This is a genomic window from Bradyrhizobium sp. ORS 278 (assembly GCF_000026145.1).
Classification (GTDB): domain Bacteria; phylum Pseudomonadota; class Alphaproteobacteria; order Rhizobiales; family Xanthobacteraceae; genus Bradyrhizobium.
Genome location: NC_009445.1, coordinates 6,646,187 through 6,664,482 on the forward strand (window position 1 = coordinate 6,646,187; position 18,296 = coordinate 6,664,482).

The 18,296-nt window shown below is 59.2% G+C and carries 16 protein-coding genes; 6 read left to right on the forward strand and 10 right to left on the reverse strand.

Going from position 1 to position 18,296, the window contains the following annotated elements; translation table 11 throughout:
• The first annotated feature begins 229 nt into the window (after positions 1–229).
• Positions 230–1,402 (forward strand): ImmA/IrrE family metallo-endopeptidase, encoded by a 1,173-nt coding sequence (locus BRADO_RS29680; RefSeq protein ID WP_012029904.1) that lies wholly within the window; start codon positions 230–232, stop codon positions 1,400–1,402.
• A gap of 6 nt (positions 1,403–1,408) precedes the next feature.
• Entirely contained in the window at positions 1,409–1,879 is a 471-nt protein-coding gene (locus tag BRADO_RS29685) for a DUF4411 family protein (RefSeq protein WP_012029905.1), read from the forward strand.
• 126 nt (positions 1,880–2,005) lie between these two features.
• Here the strand turns inward: BRADO_RS29685 and BRADO_RS33395 are convergent, their stop codons facing one another.
• Positions 2,006–2,821: a TIR domain-containing protein gene (locus BRADO_RS33395; RefSeq protein ID WP_197535372.1), complete on the reverse strand. Its 816-nt coding sequence runs from the start codon at positions 2,819–2,821 to the stop codon at positions 2,006–2,008.
• Positions 2,822–2,919: 98 nt separating this feature from the next.
• Positions 2,920–4,050, reverse strand: a complete 1,131-nt coding sequence (locus tag BRADO_RS29695) for a Fic family protein (protein ID WP_012029907.1) — start codon at positions 4,048–4,050, stop codon at positions 2,920–2,922.
• Positions 4,051–4,371: 321 nt separating this feature from the next.
• Between BRADO_RS29695 and BRADO_RS29700 the strand changes: the two genes are divergently transcribed.
• Positions 4,372–8,253 carry an XRE family transcriptional regulator gene (locus tag BRADO_RS29700; RefSeq protein ID WP_244422922.1) on the forward strand — a complete coding sequence of 1,294 codons (3,882 nt, stop codon included), beginning with the start codon at positions 4,372–4,374 and terminating at the stop codon, positions 8,251–8,253.
• Between the two features lie 107 nt (positions 8,254–8,360).
• Here BRADO_RS29700 and BRADO_RS29705 read toward each other — a convergent pair whose 3' ends face one another.
• Both BRADO_RS29705 and BRADO_RS29710 read right to left on the reverse strand, forming a co-directional pair.
• Positions 8,361–8,585, reverse strand: a complete 225-nt coding sequence (locus tag BRADO_RS29705) for a WGR domain-containing protein (protein WP_012029909.1) — start codon at positions 8,583–8,585, stop codon at positions 8,361–8,363.
• Positions 8,582–9,187 (reverse strand): recombinase family protein, encoded by a 606-nt coding sequence (locus tag BRADO_RS29710; protein ID WP_012029910.1) that lies wholly within the window; start codon positions 9,185–9,187, stop codon positions 8,582–8,584. Before BRADO_RS29710 ends, BRADO_RS29705 begins: the two co-directional genes overlap by 4 nt.
• 204 nt (positions 9,188–9,391) lie before the next feature.
• Here BRADO_RS29710 and BRADO_RS35215 point away from each other — a divergent pair, with 204 nt between their 5' ends.
• Positions 9,392–10,561 (forward strand): hypothetical protein, encoded by a 1,170-nt coding sequence (locus BRADO_RS35215; RefSeq protein ID WP_157872632.1) that lies wholly within the window; start codon positions 9,392–9,394, stop codon positions 10,559–10,561.
• On the opposite strand, the gene BRADO_RS29715 is transcribed toward BRADO_RS35215, so the two are convergent.
• The 4 genes from BRADO_RS29715 to BRADO_RS29730 form a co-directional block, all read right to left on the reverse strand.
• A complete protein-coding gene (locus BRADO_RS29715; protein WP_041757133.1) occupies positions 10,555–10,818 on the reverse strand; it encodes a hypothetical protein in 264 nt (87 codons plus the stop codon). The genes BRADO_RS35215 and BRADO_RS29715 overlap by 7 nt on opposite strands.
• 480 nt (positions 10,819–11,298) lie before the next feature.
• A complete protein-coding gene (locus tag BRADO_RS29720) occupies positions 11,299–12,198 on the reverse strand; it encodes a DUF4238 domain-containing protein (protein WP_012029912.1) in 900 nt (299 codons plus the stop codon).
• Positions 12,199–12,623: 425 nt separating this feature from the next.
• Positions 12,624–14,516: a hypothetical protein gene (locus BRADO_RS29725; RefSeq protein WP_012029913.1), complete on the reverse strand. Its 1,893-nt coding sequence runs from the start codon at positions 14,514–14,516 to the stop codon at positions 12,624–12,626.
• Positions 14,517–15,007: 491 nt separating this feature from the next.
• The gene (locus BRADO_RS29730) at positions 15,008–15,208 is read right to left on the reverse strand and encodes a hypothetical protein (RefSeq protein WP_012029914.1); all 201 of its coding nucleotides are present in this window, start codon (positions 15,206–15,208) and stop codon (positions 15,008–15,010) included.
• Positions 15,209–16,041: 833 nt separating this feature from the next.
• On the opposite strand from BRADO_RS29730, the gene BRADO_RS29735 reads away from it, so the two are divergent.
• Together BRADO_RS29735 and BRADO_RS29740 are read left to right on the forward strand one after the other, a co-directional pair.
• Positions 16,042–16,962 carry a phage integrase N-terminal domain-containing protein gene (locus BRADO_RS29735; RefSeq protein WP_012029915.1) on the forward strand — a complete coding sequence of 307 codons (921 nt, stop codon included), beginning with the start codon at positions 16,042–16,044 and terminating at the stop codon, positions 16,960–16,962.
• Positions 16,931–17,239, forward strand: a complete 309-nt coding sequence (locus tag BRADO_RS29740) for a hypothetical protein (RefSeq protein ID WP_041757134.1) — start codon at positions 16,931–16,933, stop codon at positions 17,237–17,239. Before BRADO_RS29735 ends, BRADO_RS29740 begins: the two co-directional genes overlap by 32 nt.
• Before the next feature lie 52 nt (positions 17,240–17,291).
• Here BRADO_RS29740 and BRADO_RS29745 read toward each other — a convergent pair whose 3' ends face one another.
• Both BRADO_RS29745 and BRADO_RS29750 read right to left on the reverse strand, forming a co-directional pair.
• Positions 17,292–17,645: a hypothetical protein gene (locus BRADO_RS29745; RefSeq protein ID WP_012029917.1), complete on the reverse strand. Its 354-nt coding sequence runs from the start codon at positions 17,643–17,645 to the stop codon at positions 17,292–17,294.
• Entirely contained in the window at positions 17,617–18,279 is a 663-nt protein-coding gene (locus BRADO_RS29750) for a ParA family protein (protein ID WP_012029918.1), read from the reverse strand. The genes BRADO_RS29745 and BRADO_RS29750 overlap by 29 nt, the downstream gene beginning before the upstream one ends.
• Positions 18,280–18,296: the final 17 nt, after the last annotated feature.

Sequence of the window (18,296 nt, forward strand, 5' to 3'; positions counted from 1 at the left end):
GGACCGAGGCCATCTTACAGCCATTGACCTGCGCATCCGATGGCTTATCTTGAGCCCCGGATCGGGAATGCTCGATTAGGCGCTGGGCCTCGGTGAAGATCGGGGCCTTTCGCATTTTTCCGGCCGTGGACCCTTCGCATCACCTGAACGAATTTTTAGGCCGACTTTGCTGAAAGTTGTGCCGATCGGTTGACGGCCGGGTTAGAATCTCCTTCGGGGGACGTAGAAGATGGCTAAGAGCGCGAAGGCCTTGATCAACCCGGCCATGCTCGCATGGGCGCGGGAACAAGCCGGGATCAGCCCGGACGAAGCCGCTCGTCGTCTTCACATCGAAGAAGACCGCCTGAGCGCCCTTGAAAAAGGGGATGAGACACCGACCTTCGCCAAGCTGCTGGAGATTGCGGATCTCTATAAGCGCCCGGTCAGCCTGTTCTACCTAAAAACCCCCCCTAAGGGTTGGCAGCCGATACAGGACTTTCGGCGGCTACCTGGCGTCGACAGCGGCTTTTCTCCGCAGCTTACTTACGCCATTCGACAGGCTCGGGAGCGCCGTGAAATCGCGCTCACCGTCCGCGACGAACTTGGCGAGCCGGCCCGGCCCTTCGAGTTGAAGGCCACGCTGAAGACCGATGTTGAAATGCTCGGCCAGGAGATCCGAGAATACGTTGGCGTGACCGAAGCCAAGCAACAGCGTTTCGGCCGCAAGGCGTTCGATGGCTGGCGAACGGCTATAGAAGCCAAGGACATTCTCGTGTTCGTGGTGCCCCGGCTAAAGATCCGTGAGATGCGTGGCACGGCTCTGGCCGAACAGAAAATGCCGGTGATCCTTATCAATGGCAAGGATCGGAGCAATGGCCGCGTGTTCACGCTTCTGCACGAGTTCTGTCACTTGGCCCTAAGGCAAAGCGGCGTGAGCAACATGGGCGGCGACAGAAACGACGCGCCTCACCCCGACGTCGAGAAATTCTGCAACGCGGTCGCGGCCGCTGCCCTTATGCCGCGCGACTGGCTGCTTCGAGAACAACTAGTTGCGCAGAAAGGCAGCCAGAAGAGTTGGCGGGACGACGAATTGGACGCTTTAGCTCTGCGCTTCGGCGTCAGTCAGGAAGCTGTACTGCGACGGCTGCTGACGCTGGGGCGAACGACCCAGGCCTTCTATGACAGCAAGCGCGTCGATTTCCAGAAGATCTATGCGCAACTCGATGAGCAGAAGGAGCCTTCCGAAGGTGGGCCAAAGTACCACCATGTTGTGCTTAGTCAGCTCGGCAGGACGTTCACCCAGCTTATCTTTCAAGGCTATCACGATCGCTACTTTACGCTGCGCGATGTCGCAGGTCTTCTGAACATGAAGGTTACGACCGTTCCCGTGATGGAAAAGGCAGCCTTTGGCATGGCGGGATAGCCTGGCATGGCTAAGAAGATCTACTGCATCGATACAAGCGCTCTGATCGCCGCCTGGTACGAGCGGTACAAACCCAACCGCTTTCCGAAGCTATGGGACCAACTTGATCAGCTGGTAACGGATGGGAGGCTGGTCTCATCGACCCTCGTCCTGCGCGAATGCAACAAGCAGAGATCAGAAGAACTGCATGGCTGGCTAAAGCCACGCGAGGCCATGTTCATCTCGCCTGACGAAGCGGTGCAGCTGCAAGTTGACCACATCGTCAACACCTACACGGGCCTTGTTTCGGCCGGTAAGCAGAAGTTTCAGGCCGATCCGTTCGTGATCGCCCTAGCCAAAGTGAACAGCTACACGGTCATCACCGAAGAAACCGGTATCGGTAGTCTTGGCAAGATTCCCGGTGTCTGCAACCACATGAAGGTGGAGTGCATCAACCTAATGCAGTTGATCGATGAAGAGGACTGGGTGCTCGGTTGAGCTGACCTGCCCTCACGGATCTCTGGGAGATGGAAATCGAGATCTGATAAGATCCGATTCCACCTGAGGAGCAATCGCCCCGGAAAGCCGGACGCCGACATAGGCGGATAGACCGCCGGACCTGACCTAAGCGGTAAGAACCGCCGAGGTATCAAAAGAGATTTTGGCGTGGAGCATCTCGCGGGCCAGCTCCGTTTTCCAGGACGTACCCTGTCCATAGGAAATGTAGGCGATACCGTCAAAATCGGACGGCTTCTCCACGCCTGATTTCAGGAGCGCTGCGACATGTGCCGGGCCGAGTTTCCCGATGAAGAAGCCAAGCTCGAACACAACGTTCTGTCGCGCTCTGGGCTGAACGTCCGCGCCTGCAATGCCTCCAACATCATCTGGCGTCATCAAGACAACAGCGAAGTTGGCTCCGTCTGACTCTTCCCTGAACTTTGTCAGCAGATGGCGACCACCGTTAGGTTGCAGGTGAAGAACGATAGGAGCGAGCCCAAGGTTACGCAGAAAAAGCGCCACTTCATTCCTTGCGGCCTCGTCGCGACCGTGAACAAGAAATATCTTATTGCTCCCCGGAGTGGGCTCTGGAGCGGCTGGTGGGGCGTCTTCAGGGATCATGATTTCGATGTCCTCGCGAACAAATGATACACCGAAGGCGCGGTGCTCAATATCATTGATGTAAGTGCTAAAGCTGCCGGTTGCCCAGTCCTGGGTCAGGGCTGCATGACCTTTGGCCCACCAAAACACGTGAGGGATCGCAGTGTCATCGCGAATTTCATCGCCGATTATATACCGGCGCGCCTTGGACCGAATGAGCTTGCCGTAGGCATGCTCACAAATCCGCATTTGGGCAGCGTGTCCTGAATTTTTGAGATGCGGCTTCAACCGAGACACGGCTGAGGCCGCACCTATCCATTCAAGGCTGGCCGCGGACTTCATGGCCTCCTGCGCCTCCTGAAGCGCCCTCGCAACGTCAACGCGCCGATCGCCGACAGCCATGGTTCATAAAGCCCCTGGTTTCATACGTGCAAAATCCGTTAGGTGGGCCGATCAGTTTGGTCTAGCTCACCAAGCACAAGAGAATAACTGGTGCTTCGGCCGCCCGCGGCGTCTTTCTGCAGGATGCCACGCTTGATCAAGTCGTCAATGTCGCGCGTGGCGGTCGGCTGCGAGACTTTGGCTATCTTCGCCCATTTCGACGAGGTGAGCTTCCCCTCGAAGCCGTCGAGCACGCGATTCAGCAGCAATCTCTGCCGGTCGTTGAGAGCGGTTGCCCCGTGCTTCTCCCAGAAGGATGCCTTCTGCAAGACATTCCTCAGTATCGTGTCGGCACCGTCGAACGCCCTCCCCAGGCAACTGAGAAACCAGTCGAGCCAGCTGGTAATGTCGAGGCTCCCACGCTGGGTTCGCTCAAGGATGTCGTAGTACGCTTTCCGCTCCTTCCGGATCTGAGCGGACATGCTGTAGAAGCGCTGTGTGCTTTCTTCGGAACGAGCGAGCGCCAGATCGGCGATTGCACGCCCGATTCGTCCATTGCCGTCCTCGAAGGGATGGATAGTCACAAACCACAGATGGGCAAGCGCGGCCTTGATCACAGGGTCCTGGCCCTGGTCGGCGTTGAACCACTCCAGGAAGCCCTTCATCTCGGCTTCAAGCCGCCTGGCAGCCGGCGCTTCAAAGTGAACGCGCTCGCGACCAAAGGCTCCTGACACCACTTGCATGGGCCCCGTCTGGTCGGTACGCCATCCGCCAACCGTGATCTTTTGCATCCCGCTTCGTCCCGTCGGGAAGAGGGAGGCATGCCAGCCGAAAAGCCGTTCCGCGGTCAAGGCCTGGTCGTATTTCTGGGTTGCATCGAGCATCAGCTCGACCACTCCCTCGACGTGCCGTTCAGAGGGCGTAAGGGCGCCAATGTCCATCCCGAGCCGGCGGGCGATCGACGATCGCACCTGGTCGCGGTCCAGGATCTCGCCCTCGATCTCGCTCGACTTGACTACCTCCTCGGTCAACGTCTGGAGGGAAGCCTCCGCCTTCAGCTGGAACCCCAGACGCTCCATCCGACCAAGCAGCCGCCCCTGCTTATGGCGAACCAGAGCGAGCGTTTCGGTCAGCTTTTCGGTGTTCCACTCGAAGTCCGGCCACTCCGCTCTTTCATGAATATAAACCACGATCTTTGCCCCCTCGACCGATTATGGGGCTAATCTCTTCATCTTCAAGGCATTCCGATCATCTGGTGATTGGAATAAGGGCATTTATCTCTTCATCGCCAAAGACTTGCGCAGCGAAATAGGATGTCATATAAATAATATGACATGAAGAAGCCCAGTTCCGCTCCTCCCTCGGATCTCACGCCCGCGCAGGCCCGTGCTGCCAGGGCCCTCTTGGCTTGGTCCCAACAGGACCTGGCGACCCATGCCAATGTCGCAACCTCTACCGTGGCCGACTTCGAACGGGGCCGCAGAACGCCGGTTCCACAGAACGCGGAAGCCATGCGGACGGCTTTCGAACGTGCCGGGATCTCGTTTCCGGCAGGAGGCGCCGTACTGGGGCCGGCGCTGCCGAAGCTTGCCGATCTGACCAAGTCCGGGGCGCCAATCCGATATGTAAACGGCACCGACCTGGCTCAATGGGCGGAGCGGCGCGACGGTCAGGCTTCAATGCCGACCCTGCTCTCGAAGCTTATTCGGGCGAGCGGTGGCGCCACCCCGCACTTCCCTTCTGATGAAGCCGTCCAGTTTGCAGGCTGGGATGGCATTACCCAAGCCACCACTGGATCCGAATATGTCCCCGCTGGCTCTGCGGGCTGGGAGATCGGCACGCAACGCGAGGGTGTCGCCGGCAAAGCCAATGAGGATTACGTCAAGCGAACCAAGGATGCGCTCGGCCTAAAACAGAGCGAAACCACCTTCGTTTTCGTCACACCGCGCCCTTGGCCCAAGAAAGACGAATGGGCTCAAGAGAAGCGCGCTGAAGGCGTCTGGAAGGACGTCAAGGCCTACGACGGCACGGATCTGGTCCACTGGATCGAACAGTACCCGGCGGTGGGCCAGTGGCTGGCGAGCGCCCTAGGGAGGCGTCCAGCTGGCGTGCGACAACTAGAAGAAGTGTGGGACGAGTGGTCCCGCGCCACCCAGTGGCCGCTTCCTCCCGACGTGGTCCTCAGCGACCGTAGCGAGGACAGCGCTGTCCTGCTCCGTTGGTTGCGCGGCGAGCATTCGCACATCGCCTTCCAGAGCGAAAGCTCCGAGGAAGTTGCGGCCTTCGCCTACGCCACAATCGATCAGCTGCCTACCGATATCGCGGAGCATTATTTCGCGCGCTGTGTCGTTGCCTCTAGCTCCGACGCAGCCCGGCAGCTTGCGAGCAGTCGTACACCACTGATCATCGTGATCCTCGAACCCGAAGCCGGGGTTGCAGAGGCCATCTCGGCAAAAGGTCATCACGTTCTGGCGGCGTTCGGCCAGAACCCTGGCTCAATCGGCACTGTGCGGAAGCTGAGTCGTCCATCGCGCGACGGGATCGAAGCCGCGCTGATCGATAGTGGCCTTCCGGAAGACAAGGCAAAGACTTTTGCTCGGGATTCTGCGCGAAGCTTAGCGATTCTGCGCCGGTTGATGCCAGGGGTTGCGAGCCGACTGCCGCATTGGGCTCAGGGTACGATTTCCCGGTCATTACTCGGGGCGTTGTTGGCGGGCATGTGGGATGAAGACAAAGAGGCCGACAAGGTGATCCTGTCGCGCCTGTCTGAGATGTCGTATGAAGCCTTCATCGCCAGTATCGCGCCGTACGTCAGCGAATTCGACAGCCCGATCCGTAAGGTTGGAACAGCCTGGAAAGTCGCTTCGCCACGGGACGCCTGGTTGCTTCTGGCCTCTCATTTAACGACCGCAGATATCGAGCGATACCAGGCCGCCATCGTCGACGTGCTGAGTGCAACCGATCCGCGATACACCCTGAGCCCCGAAGACCGTTGGTACGCGTCGATGCGAGGCATCGTACCGGCCTATTCCGCCTACTTGCGACATGGCTTGGGCGAGACCCTTATTTTGCTTGCGCTCTTCGGGGATCGCGCGGCCATGGTGCCCCACGCCTCTCAATATCCCGACATGATCGTCCGGAAGGTGCTGCGAGGTGCCGACGGCCAGCGTTGGTGGTCCTTGTCGCGAGATTTCCAGCTGCTCGCGGAAGCTTCCCCGGATGAATTTCTCTCGGCAGTGGACGACAGCCTCGATAGTGAAGATCAACCAATCGCGGCACTCTTCAAGCCTGACGAGAACCCTGTTTTCGGCAGCGCCGAGCACATCTCGGACTTGCTCTGGGCGCTGGAGTCGCTCGCCTGGTCGCCGCAGCTTTTGCTTCATGTTTCCCTCGTACTGGCCCGACTCGACGAAATCGATCGAGGCGGCCGGTATCTGAACCGACCGGCCGCAAGCCTTCGCACCGCTTTCCTGCTCTGGAGCCCGCAGACAAACGCCACCTTCAGCCAGCGTCTCAAAGTTCTGGACCGGATCAGGAAGCGATATCCGACTCCCGCGTGGAAGCTGATGCTTGGTATCTTGCCCACCGGTCACGATTCTTTCTCGCCAACGCCGTCCACGCGGTGGCGAGACTTTTCGACCGACAAGAAGGAAGTCGTCACCTATCAGCTCATCGGCAAAGGGGCGGAAGCGGTTCTGGATCGCCTTTTGGAAGACATTGGCTCGAACGCCGCCCGCTGGGTCGCGCTACTTGACCGATGGAGTGATTTGGGCGACCGCCGCCAAAAAGCGGCCGAGCAGCTAAAGCAAGTCGCTCAGGGCAATCCCACAAAGGACGACCGCGAGCTGCTTCGCGCCAAACTTAGGGGCGTGCTGCACCATCATCGCAGCTTCAGGGATGCCGATTGGGCTCTTCCCGAGGAGGACATCGCAGCACTTCAGGCCATTTACGACGCCCTCGCGCCGCTGGATCCAATCGAGAGTGTTGCTTGGTTGTTTGACCCATCGGTGTCCCTGCCCAACCCTACTGGCGACTGGGACAAGGATGAGAAGCTCCTTCACTCTCAAAGAGCGGCTGCAGCATCTGCTCTCCTCCGGGACTATGGCACAGAGAGATTCTTCGACCTGATCGGGACGGTCCGTGAACCCGGATTTCTCGGTCAGGCGATCGCGGAATCTGATACACGTGAAGATGTTCGGAGAACACTTCTGGTGCAGGCGCTACGCAGCGAACGAGATGCGGATCAGGTCTTCGCGCGAGGTTTGGTCTGGACCAAGTACCGGAGTGCTGGCCGCGCATGGGCCGAAGGCTTGTTCGATGAGGCGGTGTCGGGTCACTGGGGCGATAAGGCGCTCCTAACGATCCTTCTGGCGCTGCCCTCAACAGGTTGGGTGTGGGCCCTGACCAGACGGGCTGGCGAGACCAACGAAGGGTCCTATTGGAAGCGGCTGAACAGCTTTTGGAGCAAGGAAGACGATGCCGACCCCGCCTACGCCATTGAGAAGCTGATCGAGGCCGGACGGGCTCGAGCCAGTATTCACTTCATTGGTCATCACCTGAATGACGGAACGACATTCGCCTCTGAGCTGCTGGCTAGAGCACTGTTCGAGGCAGGGAGCCGGCCAGTCGAGAGCGATCCGGAGGGGAACGACCAGATGCTCCAGTACTATGCGGAGGAGATATTCAAACGCCTGGACGAGGCGAAAGATGTGTCGACTGATACCCTCGTCAAGCTGGAATGGCTCTATCTGCCTCTATTTGAGCACTCACAGCGCAAAGCAAAGTGGGTCATGGCAGAGCTTGCTTCCAATCCCGACCTTTTCGTTCAACTGATCGCGGCGGTCTATCGGCCGAGCCCGGACAGTGGGGTTGTCGATCCCCCCGCCGAAAATGAGGAGCATGCGCGGGCCGTCGCAAACCAGGCCTATAGGCTCCTGAGGCTATGGGATGTGATCCCAGGTACCCAACCCGACGGATCTATTGACGGCGCGAAGCTCGAAGGCTGGATCAAAGAAGCCCGCAAACTCGCCCATACGGTGGGACGAGGGTTGATTGCCGATCAGAAGATTGGGGAGATGCTGTCGGCCTCTGAGGTTGACGCAGACGGCATCTGGCCCGCTGTTGCCGTCCGTGAGGTAATCGAAGCGATCCGCAGTCGCGACCTCGAAACCGGAGTCATGGTCGGGAAGTTTAACCGCCGGGGTGTGACGTCGCGTCCATCTGGGGCTGGCGGTGGTCAGGAACGGAGACTCGCCAAGCAATACCGTGATTGGTCCGAGGCCACGGCCTTCGATTGGCCGCGTACGTCGGGAATACTAGAGAATCTTGCCAAAGATTATGATCGTCAGGCAAAGGCTCACGACGAAGACGCGGAGCGGCTGGATTGGCGGTGAGTGTTGGCTGGCACGCTCATTCATGAACGGCCTGTTGAAGACAATAGTGAGTTCATTAGCCTATGGAAGAATCGTAAAATCGTAACTGCGATTGCAGGGTACTTTAGCTACCGATAGCCCTTCTTGAGCCTGCGTACCCAATTCGAAGCCAAGGCCAGATCGGCACTGCCCCGCGTCTGGTGCGTTTCAACGCGAACGGTGCCAGCCCGCCCAATACGACCCCACTCCTTCACAAACGACCACTCGCCGAAGAGCGTCGGCTGGACGTCCAGCTTGTAGAACCGCGCCATGTTGCGGCTGTCATTGATGCGGGTGAGCATGATGGCGGTCATGCAGTTTCCTCCTCTTGTTGTTCTTGTTCGGCGGCAGCGGCCGAAGCCGCAGCCCGTAGGTAGCGGTGAATAGTCTCGCGACTGACGCCGAAGTCGCGGGCAAGCTTGGCCTTCTTCGCCCTGGCGTCGACCTGCTTGACGATCTCAGCGACTTGATCAGGCGTGAGAACGCGCTTACGCCCTTTATAAACGCCCTTGCGCTTGGCCACTGCGATGCCTTCCCGCTGGCGCTCGCGGATGAGCGCCCGCTCAAACTCGGCAAAGGAGCCCATGACGTTGAGCAACAGCTGGGACATAGGCGAGGCCTCAGCCGTAAACGTGAGGCTCTCCTTCACGAACTGCACGCGGACGCCCTTCACGGTGAGCGTCCGCACCAAGGCCCGCAGATCTTCAAGATTGCGCGCCAAGCGATCCATTGAATGGACCACCACCGTGTCGCCCTCGCGCACATAGGCGATCATCTGGGCAAGCTGGGGCCGATCGGTATCTTTACCGGAGGCGTGGTCGGTGAAGGTGCGATGAAGGTCGACGCCAACAAGCTGCCGATCGGTCTTCTGGTCGAGTGTGCTCACCCGTACATAACCGACAACCTGTCCCGTCACCTTCCCATGCTTTCATTCTGTGGCGTGGATTCTGAGAGGTGATGACTCACGTGTCAACAATAGCCAGCATCGATTTATGTGACACACTTTTTTGGGCCAGACCCACTGTGGCAATTGGGTGCACCCCAGAGCCGCAACGAACATGAGCCTAGCCGACACTTTTTTGAACAATTTCATTTCGTTTCACGGACTAGCGATGCTACCATGCGCAACAACCTGCTTCTTGGAGGGTCTCCGATGGACAGGGAACTTTCTGACGCGATTGCCGAAGCCCAAGCAGAATTTCTACGTGCACAGATATTTCAACAGATCCAAGCAGAACTCTCATTTCGCCTATCTAACCTGACCTACCAGCTAAAACCGCCGCGCCGGGCGAGCCTTTCGCTTTTAAGGACATATGATTCAACGGCATATGTAGACAAAGGACTTTTAAAGACTGCGAAAGTCACCCTCTCGGTAGGTCTCGCCATTCAAGCATTTTACTACGCAAACGCGGTCGCCAGAACGATCGAGACGCTATTTCCGCTAGCCATAAATTTAGGTCATTACGATCCGTCTGTTAGGGCCACGGTAAACGAAGGCCATGAGCGAACATTAGAGATGCTACGCTTTGGCATCTTTGGCCCAATTTTGCCGCAGGAACGTTGGCGGCAAGTTTTAATTTACACGCTGATGTACAAGGCTCTGGAATGGATACTCGTCCACGAGACAACCCACATCGTATGGGGACACTACGAGATGCCAGACGCCCTCAGGTCGTCAGATTGGGTCGCTCAGCTAATCGAATCACAATCAGATGACTTCGCCACCCTCCGCTTCCTAACATCCCTTAGAATCTTCGAGAAGGAGCACGATTATCAAGCTAAGCCGTGGCAGCAAGACCCTGGTCATTTCGCATTTTGCAAGAAGAGCGACCGCCTCAATATAACGCTCATCTCCATGATTCTATCAATTGCACTTGTCGGCAAGGGTAACGATGACAAGTTCTTTTCCGATCCGCGGTCTCCCGACGTCCCCAAACGCTCCCACCCCCCAAGCGCTTACCGCCTGTGGCGTTCATTGAACTTGCTTACGACGCCGGTTCGCACCAACCCGGGGATGCCGCCGCTTCACCCGCTTACGCCCGCGACAGACGGAATATTGTCTGGACGAGACCTTTATTCATTTGTCGGAGGTCTCTTGGCTCGCATAAGCACTGGTGGGAATGGGCCAATCACCCGATTGGATTCCTCACATCATGCCACCCTGCTTGAATACAACCAAACACTAATGGATAATCTCGCGCCTGTCGCTGCATACGAAGCGAGTTGGCGCGCTCGAAACATCGATCCCGACCGGCACCCGCAAAACGAGCGGGCGTACGGCAATCAGTGAGAGCGGTTTCGAGTTTTGGACCGCACCTCTGTCAACGCCTGCTTCTCGCCAAAGAGCAGCCCAACCAAGCCTCCCAAGGCGATCTTGCTGAAGTCTAGTAGCGTGTCAGCTCCACCCGACCAATCCATCCGTTTGGCAAGAAACGATGCGCCGATAAGACCACCGACAAGGAAAAGACCTATAAAGAACCTCGCAAGGTTAAACCTATAGATCGCATCATCCTCGCGCAGGCCAAGCGATCTTGTGTAGAAAATCATTGCTTCTCCACCTGTTGGCTACATCTAGCAAGTATTGCAGTGTAGCGTTATTTCCGTGAGCCGCTCAAGTCCCGTATGCCCGGCCTGGCCGCCTCGCTAGGTACATCAGCTGGCGAGCCGGCCACGGACTTTCCCAACAGTCAAAGCCCCGGCACCCCCCGTCACTACCAGTCTTGCAGTTCTTTAGATTCATGCAACGGAGAGACAGCTGCTCGCCAATTGGGCGCATGCGCAGACACCACCCACGACATCATCCTAAGGTCGCCTGGGGCTTAACACCCCCGCCAGATGGCAGAAACCGCCAGAAAGAGTGTGGTTGTGGGAACACAAACCCTTGGCCTGTGGCCGGGTGGCGGTGTTCTGTCCAGGGCGCCAGCCTAAAGGCATCGCGCCGTTCTGACCGGCGGTCTGAACCCTGAGGTCGTTCCATCGCTGGGCTGATCGTCCTAAGGAGCCCCAGAACTCTCCGCATGCAGCTGCTTACCCTCCGGCTGCGACCGCAGCAAGGCTTGGGAAGAACGGCTCCTTGACCATTGCCGTCGATATCCGGTTGCGGATAAAGCGATCCTGAGATCGATCGCTGGCGTAGACGAACCGGCGAGCCGCAGCGACCGTTGCGGCGTTCATCGTTTTCACAACCTCATCCGGCTTCTCTTGGCGCATTTTCTGCAAGATGTCGGGATGCGTAACAGCCGTGAAAAGCTTAGTCGGACTAATAGGCAACGCGAACAACATTCGCTCTCCTTTGAGTTCCCGGAAGAGAGGCCAGTCAGAGGTCAGCAATCGAAATCGGGATGCGCTAAGGTCCAGCACATTCCAGTTCATGCCATTCAACCTGCCGCCTACGCGTATATTATCCATCACGCTTTGGATCAGGCGAATTCGTATCCGGTCTGCCAGGTGCTCACCTTGAGCGAGAACCCACTCCTCGAATGTCGCCGGATCGTCAGGACGTCTCAGCTCCTCGTATCTTTGCTGAGTTATTCCGTCCGGCTGCAGCCACGCTGCATGGGCGACAGCCTTGATCTCCGCGAACGGATCTGGATGCCGAACGAGAAAGTTCATCACAAACCTCGACCAGGCACTCCTTATCTCCGGCGTCCAAGGCGTTGCCGTGCCCAACAATAGCTTCTTGTGGACTATCGATGCCAGTTCGTCTGCTTTGGCGAGGAAGTGGGATTCAAGAAACTGGGCCGTTTCTTCCGGCAAGTCCAAAAACGCATAAAGGTCCCGTTTGAATCCCGTGGCCTTCGGTCCGACGTCCTTGACGACCACCTTGCGACCTATCGGCCTCGCGTACTCGACCAGCTTTTCGTTCGGCCCACACCAGTGATTCAAATAGAACACCGGGATATAATGGTGGTCTCTCGGAACACTCATGGCGGACAATCCGTTGGGTTGTGATGACCTCTTGGGCAACCCGGCATTTAGCACACTCAGTCGCGGATAGGTTGCGCGGCACGCTCCCGCGGCACCGGGGCAATCGCCGCAAAACGGGAGCCATTGCCCTCCCCCCAGCTGGCCGTGACCTGGACTTCTCACACCGATGATTCGCCCGCAAGGTTAGCAGCGCGCGCGAAAAGCGCCAGCGTCGCCCTGCTCAGCATTCCACAGCTCACTTCATCTGCACCCGATAAACACACGATTTGCCGTCACTCTACATCATCTCCGCAAGGGTACGGAGTTGCGCCCCCGGCGGGTGGCCGATATTGAGCGCAGACAAGCTGGCGGCTGTCCTGAACCCGCCGCCGGCCGAAAGCCCCGCAACCAGCCCTGCGGGGCTTTCTTTTGCGAGCTACAACCCATTACGGCCGACACATCTCCAGTCGCTGTGTGGTCGGATTAATGCGCAGCGTGTAGTAATGGGCTGCGTCGCACACCTCATTCCCTGTATTATTGAGCGCCAAGGTGCCGCTCACCCGCACCGTGCCGCTGGTCTGCTCGGCGATCATATTGATACTGCCGCTGACAATCCGGTCGTTATTGTTGGCGACTACACCGGTCAGGCCGGAGCCGTTGCCCACAAAGTTGGTGGCGCTGATGGTGCCGGAGACTTCGAGAGCCGTCGTGGGAGTGAGGGTTCCAATGCCTACAAGGCCGGTGGAAGTAATGCGCATACGCTCGGTCGAGCCGGTGCCAAGCACCAGCGGGTAAGCCCCTCCGCCCATCACGTTTGCGGCACCGCCTACAGGACCATTATATGAAATGTAAACGTAGTTTGAGCCGCCTCCGAACGTTCCCGAACCGTTTATTTTAGCGCTACCATTTACTTCAAGCTTAGAAGCTGGCGTAGCCGTGCCGATACCGACGTTACCGCTGCTGACGATGCGCATCGCCTCGGTGCCGGAAGTGGTGAGAATGATGGTGCCAGAGGTGAGGCTGACATTCTGCTGACCGCCGGAGAACAGGCCCATGGTATTCGGCGTCGCCAGATCGATGCGGGTTTGCGGCGTACCTGAGCCCAGCGCTCCAGTGCCCAAGCCATAGGCTGTGCGGAACCAACGAACTGCATTTACTTCGTCGGAGCTATACAGCTCGGTTGCACTAACGGGACCGGTTGTGGAAATTCCGACCGCCACCAGCCCGAGTTGGGGATGAAAATACGCTGTATTCGTGCCGTTCTGTGTCACCGAGATGATGCCGGTGGTGCTGATGGCGACCATGGAGGTGGCGTTTCCGGTGCCACTCACAATCCGGTCGCTGCTGCCGGCTACAACACCGGTCAGGCCAGAGCCGTTACCGACGAAATTCGTGGCGCTGATCGTGCCCGAGACTTCGAGCGCGGTGGTGGGCGTTGCTGTTCCGATGCCGACATTGCCGGTACTGTCGATACGCATAAATTCGGCGAGCGCAAGGTTGCTGGTTACATTGAACGTCAATGCCGTATCCCCTGCCTGCGGCGAGTTTATTCGGATCGCCCTAATGTCCGCAGAATTCGTACTGCTCGCGCTTGCCGAATTGCGGAATCCCAGGATCGCAGCGTTATTCGTTAATGAACCCGTCCGTCTAATTTGGAGGCCATTCACGTTAGACGCTGTCAATAATTCGAGCAGATTTCCGGGTGTGCTCGTTCCGATGCCGACGTAACCGGAGCTGACGATGCGCATGGCCTCCGTGCCAGAGGTATAAAATGTTATGTACTTCTGAGTGGCATGCCCGGTGATGCTATTGTTACTGTTGTTTCCCCAATACATCCCCTGCAGAGAGTTCATGTAGATCGGGTTGTTAACAATTGTGAGCCCACCGCTCAGATAGCCACTTGTGCCGCTGATCGGCCCGGTGCTGCTGACACCGACCGTGACTAGGCCCATGCTGGGATGGAAATAAGCTGTATTGGTGCCATTCTGCGTCACCGAGATGATGCCAGTATCACTGATAGCGACCATGCTGGTGGCGCTGCCGGTGCCGCTGACGATGCGATCGGAGCGGCCTGCCGCGCCGATATTGGTGAGACCCGAGCCGTCACCAACAAACGCAGCAGCGCTGACCATGCCGCTCACCGTCAAGTCACCCGCCGTGGTCAGACTGGGCGCATACGTCGGACAACCGATGTCTCCCGCCCGGGAGTGATCGCCGATGCAGAGCCGATTGGTGTTATTGCCAAGCGTCGACGAGATAATCGCCATGTTGCCCCAATCCTGGGCCACGGCAGCGCTGGCCACACCGGCCAGCATCACCCCGAGCAAAAGCGCACGCATAAGCCGGACAATAGGACTAAGCCGCTGAACTGTCTCACCGCCCGCCTCGTTAGGCGTCAGTGGTGTGGCGTACCGAAGCCGCAGCCCGGCTTAGACCAACGGCAGACGATACTCCACACCACGCACCGAGCGGGTCAAGGCCGCGTAGCGCCCGAAGGGCTTGGCCTTGATGCGCTCGGTCGGGTGTGGTCTTCCTGAGAGAAAGAGCGGCGTATCAGCCGCAGCGAAGCGCAGGCCATTCGCCAGCCCGAGGATCGGTTAAGAGCGCAGCCGCAGGAGCATCAGCATAGCGCCGCGCCCGCGGGATGCGGGACCGACTGCGCCCGGCCGAGGGCTCCGGATGCCTTCGCGTGAGGGATTATGACCCGCAAGGGCGGAGACGCCACAGCGGCTCCGGGCGCAGCCTTAAGCCCGGCCGCAGGACACGCCCGACATAAAACGGCTCTCCCGAAGGAGAGCCTGGCACGTCGCGAGTAGGATCAAGGCCGCCTCTACTCGCCTTCCGGATCGGTCGGAGCGCGTGGCTCGCGCAGGACGATTTTGCCCGACACCGCCACACCTGGCGCGATGACGATATTGAAGCCCTTCCCGTCTTCGTTCGGCCAGGCAGCCCCAATACGCGTCCACGTCGCGTTTCGACCAGTACCGGCGACCGCGAAGGCATCGTGCGATGGCTTTCGACTCTCGGACATAGCTATTCCTTTACAAAACGAGGGGTGTTTCCAGCGAGATGCTGTGGTCCGATGCTGCGCCGATGGCGTTCGGGGTAAAGCGGTCAGCGGCGTTTGTTGCTGAACAAGTAAGCACGCATAACTAACCGTTCGTGGCGCTGGGGGGGGGCCGGGGCGTCCCCGGTCGCAGGGAGGGCGGAGGCCTGCGCAAGGCCGCCGCTGGCCGCTGGATGGCAGAGCCCTAAGCGGCCATGGGAAGGGTTCGGGGAGGCTCCCCGCCCCGATGCCGACAAGTCGGCAACAGGCGCTGAATGCGCCCTCACTACCTTCTTGCTACGGTAGTGAGGGCGCAAGCTCCGGGCACGCTGCAGGATTTGTCAGACAGATTTGGCCCAATTCCGCGCAAATATTCTGCACGACGTGCCGATTAGGCACGGTCTCTGCAAGCTATGAGTGCCGGCGAGTGCCAGAAGCCAATCGCCAGGCTGTTGTACGACCATCACGCAACATCCCCGGCCGTGAGGCCACGACCTTTTCCAACGGAGCAAACCGATGACCACGAGACGCAAGCGAGCTGGGCGCCTCCCAGCAATCCCGCCGCCAGTGCAACCCTACGGGCAATGCCGGCCGCGACCCATACGAGGTGAGTAATGACAAGGAATGGCTATAGACTCGGCAATGCCCGTGCCCAGCCTGGAAGGAGCTGGCCGCATGCCGGTAGCGAACCGATTACAGACTAGAACGCGACAACGCGGCGTCGCTCGCCGCGTTGCCACGACCTCTCCGCCATGTTGGCGGGCCGTATCATGCCAAGGCTGGTACGGCGGTCATGAACACTAACGGAGACAACGACGATGGACGCGCTGGCCTACGATCTCAAACGCATCGCCCTGGGCGATGGCGAAGGGTCGTACCTGACGCGTAACCAGCGGCACCGGGGCTTGCAACTGATGGCGCGCGAACTGCGCGGCCTGGGGTTCAAGCTCCCGGCCGCGTCGTCGTTGAAGCCGCGCCACGTCGAGGCGCTGATCAGCCACTGGCAGACCGCCGAGCTCTCGACCGGCACCCTGAAAAACCGCATGGGCTGGCTGCGCTGGTGGGCGGGCCGCGTCCGCAAGGCCAATGTGGTGCCCCGCGGTAACGAGAGCGCCGGCATTGAGAACCGCACCGCGTTCAACGGCAACCGCGCCCACACCACACAAGCTGAGAAGATGGCCGCCCTGCCCCACCGCATTCAGCTGGCGCTGCGGCTGCAAATGGCCTTCGGCATGCGATTGGAGGAAAGCCTCAAGTTTCGGGTCAGCCAGGCCGACAAGGGCCACCGCCTGGCGATGCAGTCGAGCTGGTGCAAAGGCGGTCGCGCCCGCGAGATCCCGGTAACGCATCCGCGCCAGCGAGCATTGCTGGATGAGCTGCGCCAGGTCTGCGGCGACGGCTCGCTCATCCCGCAGGGCCAGAAGTACGTGGATTTTCGCAAAGAGGTTGAGCGTGTGACCTGGGGCGCCGGCATTCGTAACATGCACGGCCACCGGCACTGGTACGCCCAGTGGCGCTATGAGACACTCACCGGCCGCCCCTGCCCTGCATCCGGCGGGGCGACCTATGAGCGTTTGAGCCGTACCGAGAAAGCGGCGGACTTCCGCGCCCGGCGACAGATTTCCAGCGAGCTCGGCCATGCTCGGCTGGCCATTACCGACACCTATCTTGGCAGCCGCTTCGCAAAGGCGCAGAGTCGTCCGCGACATGAAAGCCCCTCTCTCGAAGCTCGTGCCTGAACTTGAGCGCTCCTGCGCGCATGCGCTCGAAGACCTGGCAGCCAAACACCTGCGTAGCGACAAAATCAAGATGGAGTTGCACAGCGCTGCCAAGAAGGGCCACCGCGCGCTCCGCATTCTGCTGCCCGATGGAATTGACCTGCGCAAGACGGACGGCGCTGAGATTTTCAAGGCGTGGGCCAAGGAAAATGGCCTGCACCTCGATTGGATAAGCCGCACCGCGACTGTGGAAGGTGGTCGGCAGGCCGATGGCTTCGACGTCGAGATCTCTTGGTAGGCCCGAGATCCATCGTCCGAAAGCAGCAGCGTGTTAGTATGCTGCCATGCTGCTATAGCAGCCCGGGATGGCCTAGCTTTTCCAGGTATTCCCGCAATGCTTCAAGATAGATGTCGTGCTCTTTACGGTCAGAGATGAAGGCAATCTCCTTGAATTTCTTCTTTGCCTTTGGAGGCAGATACAGCATAGAGCGCTTGTATGTCGTCCGGACCTTGCCTTCCGATGCCTTGGCGGGCTTGCCCCGTTCTTTCGGCGTGGTCTCGATATCCACGGGCGCGGCCTCAGGCTTGATTTCCACCACGTTGCCAGATCGCCCCTCGACGGGCTGAGCCGGTTTGGGCCGCAGAAATCCATTGGCCGCAGCCGCGGCTACGGCATTACGCGCGGCGTCGCTCTTGCTGCTCACCGTTTTTCTCCTTGTTGATACGTTTCCGGCACCAGGCCCAAAGCTCCGCGATTTCCTCCGCTGCTTTCGACGATGGCGCATGCTCAGCAACCCCCTGCCCGAGAGCGTAACTGTATTGAAAGTCCATCCGTGAGGCCAACGGGATCGGGACGACCGTCCCGCTCTGCGCCAAGCCTGCCATGACGGCTGACGTCAGTTTTGCCGCCTTGTTCGGCGTGGCTTGGTTGACCACAAGGGCAAAGTCCCGCCGCATCGTCCGCAACGCGTCCATGGTTGTGCGCGTCGCATGAAGGTCGGGCCCCGCCGGACGTACCGGAATCAGGCAAAGGTCCGCCTCGCGCATGGCGGCGCGGGTTGCGTGCCCGTCTTCCCCCTTGGTGTCGATGATAACGAGGGTGAACCCTGCCTTCTCCAGCGCGGTCAGGGTCCTCGTCAAATCCGTCGCGGATTCGTAGCTGACAACCGGCGGCGTCTCTGCCGTCCGCGTATCAAACCAGTTGCTCACCGTCCCTTGTGGGTCGAGGTCGACCAGGCAGGCGCGCTCGCCCGTACCCTCGGCCGCCACGGCGATGTTGATGGCAAGCATACTCTTGCCGGTACCACCCTTCTGATTAACGAAGCTGATCACTTTCATGCATCCACCATAGCGGC

What these genes read in the sequence shown, in the direction of transcription:
- BRADO_RS29725 (WP_012029913.1), bottom strand. Translation starts at nt 14,516, where the DNA reads ATGCGTGCGCTTTTGCTCGGGGTGATGCTGGCCGGTGTGGCCAGCGCT.
- BRADO_RS29730 (WP_012029914.1), bottom strand. Translation starts at nt 15,208, where the DNA reads ATGTCCGAGAGTCGAAAGCCATCGCACGATGCCTTCGCGGTCGCCGGT.
- BRADO_RS29685 (WP_012029905.1), top strand. Translation starts at nt 1,409, where the DNA reads ATGGCTAAGAAGATCTACTGCATCGATACAAGCGCTCTGATCGCCGCC.
- BRADO_RS29700 (WP_244422922.1), top strand. Translation starts at nt 4,372, where the DNA reads ATGCGGACGGCTTTCGAACGTGCCGGGATCTCGTTTCCGGCAGGAGGC.
- BRADO_RS29720 (WP_012029912.1), bottom strand. Translation starts at nt 12,198, where the DNA reads ATGAGTGTTCCGAGAGACCACCATTATATCCCGGTGTTCTATTTGAAT.
- BRADO_RS29715 (WP_041757133.1), bottom strand. Translation starts at nt 10,818, where the DNA reads ATGATTTTCTACACAAGATCGCTTGGCCTGCGCGAGGATGATGCGATC.
- BRADO_RS29750 (WP_012029918.1), bottom strand. Translation starts at nt 18,279, where the DNA reads ATGAAAGTGATCAGCTTCGTTAATCAGAAGGGTGGTACCGGCAAGAGT.
- BRADO_RS29735 (WP_012029915.1), top strand. Translation starts at nt 16,042, where the DNA reads ATGGACGCGCTGGCCTACGATCTCAAACGCATCGCCCTGGGCGATGGC.
- BRADO_RS29680 (WP_012029904.1), top strand. Translation starts at nt 230, where the DNA reads ATGGCTAAGAGCGCGAAGGCCTTGATCAACCCGGCCATGCTCGCATGG.
- BRADO_RS29705 (WP_012029909.1), bottom strand. Translation starts at nt 8,585, where the DNA reads ATGACCGCCATCATGCTCACCCGCATCAATGACAGCCGCAACATGGCG.
- BRADO_RS29740 (WP_041757134.1), top strand. Translation starts at nt 16,931, where the DNA reads ATGAAAGCCCCTCTCTCGAAGCTCGTGCCTGAACTTGAGCGCTCCTGC.
- BRADO_RS33395 (WP_197535372.1), bottom strand. Translation starts at nt 2,821, where the DNA reads ATGAAGTCCGCGGCCAGCCTTGAATGGATAGGTGCGGCCTCAGCCGTG.
- BRADO_RS35215 (WP_157872632.1), top strand. Translation starts at nt 9,392, where the DNA reads ATGCGCAACAACCTGCTTCTTGGAGGGTCTCCGATGGACAGGGAACTT.